This window comes from Rheinheimera sp. (genome assembly GCF_036568245.1).
Classification (GTDB): domain Bacteria; phylum Pseudomonadota; class Gammaproteobacteria; order Enterobacterales; family Alteromonadaceae; genus Alishewanella.
The window spans coordinates 1-5,623 of sequence record NZ_DATCSY010000122.1; the positions used below are offsets into that span (position 1 = coordinate 1).

At 52.1% G+C, this 5,623-nt stretch carries 5 protein-coding genes and 1 pseudogene; all 6 read right to left on the reverse strand.

Annotated elements, in window-relative coordinates; all coding sequences use genetic code 11:
- Positions 1-8 precede the first annotated feature (8 nt).
- A complete protein-coding gene (locus tag VIN66_RS05495; protein ID WP_331923028.1) occupies positions 9-359 on the reverse strand; it encodes a DUF2200 domain-containing protein in 351 nt (116 codons plus the stop codon).
- 13 nt (positions 360-372) lie between these two features.
- Complete coding sequence (locus VIN66_RS05500) at positions 373-660, reverse strand: type II toxin-antitoxin system RelE/ParE family toxin (RefSeq protein ID WP_331923029.1); 288 nt, start codon at positions 658-660, stop codon at positions 373-375.
- Entirely contained in the window at positions 661-930 is a 270-nt protein-coding gene (locus tag VIN66_RS05505; RefSeq protein WP_331923030.1) for a type II toxin-antitoxin system Phd/YefM family antitoxin, read from the reverse strand.
- 255 nt (positions 931-1,185) lie between these two features.
- Positions 1,186-3,069, reverse strand: coding sequence for a glycoside hydrolase family 13 protein (locus VIN66_RS05510; protein WP_331923031.1), 1,884 nt, complete (start codon positions 3,067-3,069; stop codon positions 1,186-1,188).
- Positions 3,069-5,096: a glycoside hydrolase family 97 protein gene (locus VIN66_RS05515; protein ID WP_331923032.1), complete on the reverse strand. Its 2,028-nt coding sequence runs from the start codon at positions 5,094-5,096 to the stop codon at positions 3,069-3,071. The genes VIN66_RS05510 and VIN66_RS05515 overlap by 1 nt, the downstream gene beginning before the upstream one ends.
- A 135-nt stretch (positions 5,097-5,231) precedes the next feature.
- Positions 5,232-5,623, reverse strand: a pseudogene (locus tag VIN66_RS05520) (RNA polymerase subunit sigma-24); the annotation flags it as partial.

Here is a 5,623-nt window from a genome sequence, read left to right on the forward strand (position 1 = left end):
GAGAAATTTTACTGGCGCAGTATTTTTGCCAGCGCTTTGCCTTTAGCCAGTTCGTCTATCAGCTTGTCTAAGTAGCGTATTTTTTGCATCAGCGGGTCAGCAACTTCTTCTACCCGCACGCCGCAAACCACGCCTTTAATCAGTGCACAGTTCGGGTGTATGGCCGGGGCTTGAGCGAAGAAGGTAGCAAAGTCATGTTGTTGCTTAATTTGCTGCTGCAGTTCAGCCTGGCTGTAACCGGTAAGCCAGCAGATAATCTGATCCACTTCGTCTTTAGTACGGTTTTTGCGCTCAGCCTTTTGCAGATACAGCGGGTACACTTTGGCAAAAGGCATGCTGAAAATGCGGTGTTCAGTCATTGAGTCTGACCTTTCAGGGTAGCAGCAGCTGACGCTCGCTGCGCCAGACGCGGATTAGGCTGATACAGTCTGCTTCGCGCAGATACACCACGCGAAACGGCGGCAGGATAATTTCACGGATATTGGCCTGATTAAACTCCGGTACCATCCGGCCAGAATCAGGCTGAGTTGTCAGGCGCTGTGCCACTGCCATAATGTCGGTAACAAACTGCTGACCAATATGCGGTACGCCTTGCTCCCGGTACCAGGCTTTTATGGCCAACAGGTCAGTCAGCGCGGATTGCGCAAGCTCTAACCGCACTCAATCAATTCCCAGCAGCTGTTTAGCCTGTTCTGCAGTTACCGTGTTGCCGTCACGAATATCCGCCAGGCCGGTGGCAATAGCTTTTACAAATCGCAACTCTTCAGCCGTGTTCTCGTAATCTTCCAGAGCCTGTACCACCGCCACACCACGACCACGACTGGTTAATAATACCGGCCGGTGGGTGGTGTTGGTTTGCGTGACTACCTTGCCCGGGTTTATTTTTAAATCCGACAACGGCACGACATCTTCAGAGAATTTGGTTTGCATGCTCAGCTCCTGCTGTTAACAGTAGCCATTAATAGCACCTGTTAAAAGGTGCCGTCAAGCGAGTGAAAACTGTCGGGTGTATATAAGCGGCGGTTCTGTATTTTTTGAGTAGGGTAACTTGAGTGTAGCGCGCGGAGTTAATTAGCTGCGCCGCCCTTGTTCCTGACTTTGTGAAACCATTAAATATGTAAATTGCTGTTTGGTATAAAGTTGGGTGTGAACCACTGCGGCTGGCGCCGCTGTGGTTGTTTAACACTAACGTATATCTAACACCAACGTACCGCGGGCTGGCACGGTGAGTTGTTTGTTCAGCTTGATCGTTTTGCCGCTAATTACCTCTGTTGCGGTTTTACCCTGCGGCAGCACTTCGCTAAAGCGGACTAAATCCAGCGTTACCGGCTCAGATTGTTTATTCATTACCACCATCACCATTTGCTTGGCGTTGTAACGGAAATAGGTGTAAGTGCCGTTATCGGGGGCGAAATGCATCAGTTTACCGTTGTGGATCGCCGTGGCGGTTTTGCGCCAGTTCAGCAGGGTTTTCACCAGCTGTTGCGCGGTTTGTTGCGTGGTATCTAAGCCTTTGCCGGTAAATGCGTTCACCTTGTCGCCGGCCCAGCCGCCGGGGAAATCAGCGCGCACTTTGCCATCATCGCGGAACTTTGGGCTTTGCATGGCTATTTCGGTGCCGTAAAACATCTGCGGTATACCACGCATGGTTAGCAGGTAGCTGATGGCCATACGGTACAGGTTAATATCTTCATTTAGCAGCGAAAAAATGCGTGCGGTGTCGTGATTGCCTTCAAAGGTCACCAGATTAAACGGCTTGGCGTAGATATGATCGTTACTGAGCATTTCGTACAGACCAATCCAGCCGCCGTTCCAGCTTTCATCATCGTTCAGCGCTTTTAGCATGGCGTCGTACAGCGGAAAATCCAGCATCGCTGGAGTGTGCGATACATAACCGTCTTTATTTTGTTTACCCGCCTGCCAGTACGACACGATAAGCGGGTTGGGGCTCCACTCTTCGCCAACAATATTAAACTGCGGATACTCCAGCATAATGCGCCGCGCCCATTCGCTTAAAAACGCTTTGTCAGCATAGCTGTAGGTGTCTTCGCGGATACCAGACAGGTTGGCATATTCTACCCACCAGATGCTGTTCTGAATAAGGTAAGTCGCCAGCAGCGGATGGCGCTGGTTTAAATCGGGCATAGTGTCGACAAACCAGCCGTCGGTAAACTGCGCACTGTCGATTTTGCTGGCGTAAGGGTCTTGCACAGTGCTGCGGCTATGGTTGGTGCCAACAAAAGGCTTGCCGGTTAAAAACTCCTGATTATTCAGCCAATTGCTATCTGGTAAATCTTTCAGCCACCAGTGCTCGTTGCCAATGTGGTTCAGAATAATATCCTGAATTACCTTAATGCCTTTGCTGTTGGCCGCGGCAACGAAATCGCGGTACTGGCTGTTAGTGCCAAAGCGGGCGTCGATGTTGTACAGATCGGTAGCGGCATAGCCATGGTACGAATAAGCGCTTTGGTTATTTTCAGTCAGCGGGGTTGGCCAGATAGTGGTGTAGCCCATATCGGCAATGTAACCCAGCGCACTTTGCATACCGGCTAAATCGCCGCCGTGGCGGCCATTGTCATCTGCACGGTTTAGCTTGTCCGGCATGCCGGGCTGATTGTCATTGGCCGGGTTGCCATTGGCAAAGCGATCTGGCACCAGCAGGTAAATCACATCGGCAGCGCTGAAGCCCTGACGTTTAGCAGAGGCTTCGCGCCGCTTAAGCAGCGGGTAATTATGACTAAGCACCGTTTCGCCATCCAGGCTAAATTGCAGCGTGATGTCGCCGGGTTTGACATCCTTTTCAAGCGTCAGGTTTACAAACAGATAGTTCGGGTTAGCAGTGCGTTCTACGCCAGCTAAGCTTACGCCATCGTAATTAAGCGCCGGTGTGAGTTTGGCAATATCTTTACCGTACAGCATCAGTTGCAACTGGGGGTGTTGCATGCCCGCCCACCAGTTAACCGGTTCTAAGCGTTCGATTTGAAATGCCGGCGCGGCATGGGCGCTAAGGCCACAGCTTAATGCTGCCGCGGCTAGTATATTTTTTGATAATAAGTTTTTGTTATACATTATTTTTCTGCCTTAAAGCGAATAGCAGCACCGCCACTGGTGGCCAGCGGCAACGTTAAACTGTCATTGGCCGTTACGCTTTTCTGCTCTATTTGCATGTCATACGGCTTGGTGCGCCAGTCGGCGTCTTTGCCGTCACGGTAAATTTGCGCCGTATAGCGTTTACCGGCCGGTAAAAAGTCCAGTTTTACCGTCACCGTGCGGGCTTGCTCGTCAGTCAGCGCGCCTAGGTACCAGTCAGCGCTGTGTTTATCCTGGCGGGCAAATACAACAAAATCACCGACTTCGCCCTGCAGGGCTTTACTCTGCGCCCAATCGGTTGGCACGTCTTTAATAAACTGAAAGGCTCTCGGGTGCGCGTCGTAGTGCTCGGGTAAGTCGGCTACCATTTGGATCGGGCTATACAACACCACATACAACGCTAACTGCTTGGCTAACGTAGTTTGCACGCGGTTTTCGGCATCCAGGCCTTTATAGGCCAGGTTAAAAATGCCGGAGGTAAAGTCCATCGGGCCGGATAACATACGGGTAAACGGCAGCATAGCGGTGTGCTCTGGCGGGTTTGGTGGCGAGCCCCAGGCGTTGTACTCCTGGCCACGGGCACCTTCTCGGCTGATCCAGTTCGGGTAAGTGCGGCGCAGGCCGGTGTCTTTAATCGGTTCGTGAGTATTAATACTAAGCTGGCGCTTGGCTGCCTCGGTAACCGAGTACAGGTAGTGGTTTACCATTAACTGACCGTCGTGCCATTCTTTGCGCTCTATGCCGTTTTCATCAATGCGGGTGGCCTGGCCACCGTCGGCGACATAGCCGGTTTTAATCTGGCTGACACCGTATTTGGCGTATAGGTCGTAGGCGTCGGCCATTTGTGCTTCATAATTGCTGATATGGCCCGAGGTTTCATGGTGGCCAATCAGTTTCACGCCTTTTGCTTTGCCATAGGCGGTGATGGCGACTAAATCAAAGTCGGGGTAAGGTGTAGTGAAGTTAAACACAGCACCGTTTAAAAACCATTCACCGTCCCAGCCCTGGTTCCAGCCTTCCACTAACACACCGTCAAAGCCGTTTTTGGCAGCAAAATCGATATACGCCTTAGTGTTCGCGGTAGTGGCGCCATGCTTGGGGCCGCTGCCCCAGCTTTGTGTTTCCAGGTGCATTCCCCACCAGATGCCGGCATATTTACCCGGTTTTACCCAGGACACATCGCCGAGTTTATTCGGTTCGTTCAGGTTTAAAATCAGATCAGAATTTAACAGGCCTATGGCATTATCTGCTATCTGAATGGTGCGCCACGGCGTGGTGAAACTGCCGTTGGTTTTAACCCGGATACCGTCTGACCAGGGTGTTAAATCGCTTTTTAGTACACCGTCGCGCTGCTGATCGAGCACCATGCCGGCAAAATCAACCAGTGCTGCTTCATGAATACTCATATGCACGCCGGTTGGCAGTTTAAAGGTAAAAGGTGTATGAGCGCGGTCTACCTCGTTCAGCGCTGTGGTGCGGTACAGCATTTCGTAGCGGTTCCAGCCCCGGCCTGGGATCCACCAGGCGGTAGTCTGTTTACTGTCGTTAATTCGAAACTCGGTCAGCTCGTCAATAATATCCAGTTTATCAATGCCTTGTGCTGGCACTTCGTAGCGAAAGCCCAGGCCGTCGTTAAACAGCTTAAAGCGCAGCGTAAAAGGCGCCTGGCGCTCAGGGTGCTTTAATGTCACCGCCAGCTCGTTATGTTTATCGACTACGGTTTCGCGTTCACCCCACGGCTGTTGCCAGCTTTGGTTAACACTGTTGCGGCTGTGTGCGGTAATTTTGTAACCCTTACCTAAGGCTGGTAGCTGTAAAAAGCGAAAGCCCAGTGCCGAGGGCGCGATAACCTGCTGCTGATGAAACTGCACCTGATAGGTCAGGGCAGTGTCATCCAGCGTCAGTTCAATACTGCCATCGGGTGATGTAACACTAAGGCTGGCCGCCAGCAGTGAACAGGGTGTGAGCAGGGCTGCCAGCAGGCAGCGGGTTACAGACAGGCGCATAAAGATTTCCGGTACAGTGACAAAGCTTTTACCCTAGAGCATTGCACCAGTTTGCAGCAAGGTAAAAGCCGGCACTGCATACGTATTCAGCCACTGCCCTGACCAGTCACGCCAGCTCTGCTTGTGGGTTGTGCGCTATATCAGCTGTTGTAAAGCGGTGATTTGGTGCTGTAAAAACCGCTGTTCCGGTGCCTGCTGACATAAGCGCAGCGCGTCATGATACGCCTGTAGCGCTTCGCTGTTACGACCGAGCTGGCGCAATAAATCGGCTTTGGCAGCATACAGCAGATGGTATTGGCTAAGTTGCCCGTGCTGCTGCAGCTGTTCAATAAGTGGCAACGCTACGGCCGGGCCGTCGCGCATTGCTATGGCAACTGCCCGGTTTAATGCGACTACCGGTGATGGGTCGGCCTGTGAGAGCAGGTTATACAGGCCGCAAATCTCCTGCCAGTCGGTTGCGGCACTGCTTGGCGCTTCACTGTGTAATGCGGCTATTGCTGCCTGCAGTGTATAGGGGCCAATACGGC

What these genes read in the sequence shown, in the direction of transcription:
- VIN66_RS05495 (WP_331923028.1), bottom strand. Translation starts at nt 359, where the DNA reads ATGACTGAACACCGCATTTTCAGCATGCCTTTTGCCAAAGTGTACCCG.
- VIN66_RS05505 (WP_331923030.1), bottom strand. Translation starts at nt 930, where the DNA reads ATGCAAACCAAATTCTCTGAAGATGTCGTGCCGTTGTCGGATTTAAAA.
- VIN66_RS05510 (WP_331923031.1), bottom strand. Translation starts at nt 3,069, where the DNA reads ATGTATAACAAAAACTTATTATCAAAAAATATACTAGCCGCGGCAGCA.
- VIN66_RS05515 (WP_331923032.1), bottom strand. Translation starts at nt 5,096, where the DNA reads ATGCGCCTGTCTGTAACCCGCTGCCTGCTGGCAGCCCTGCTCACACCC.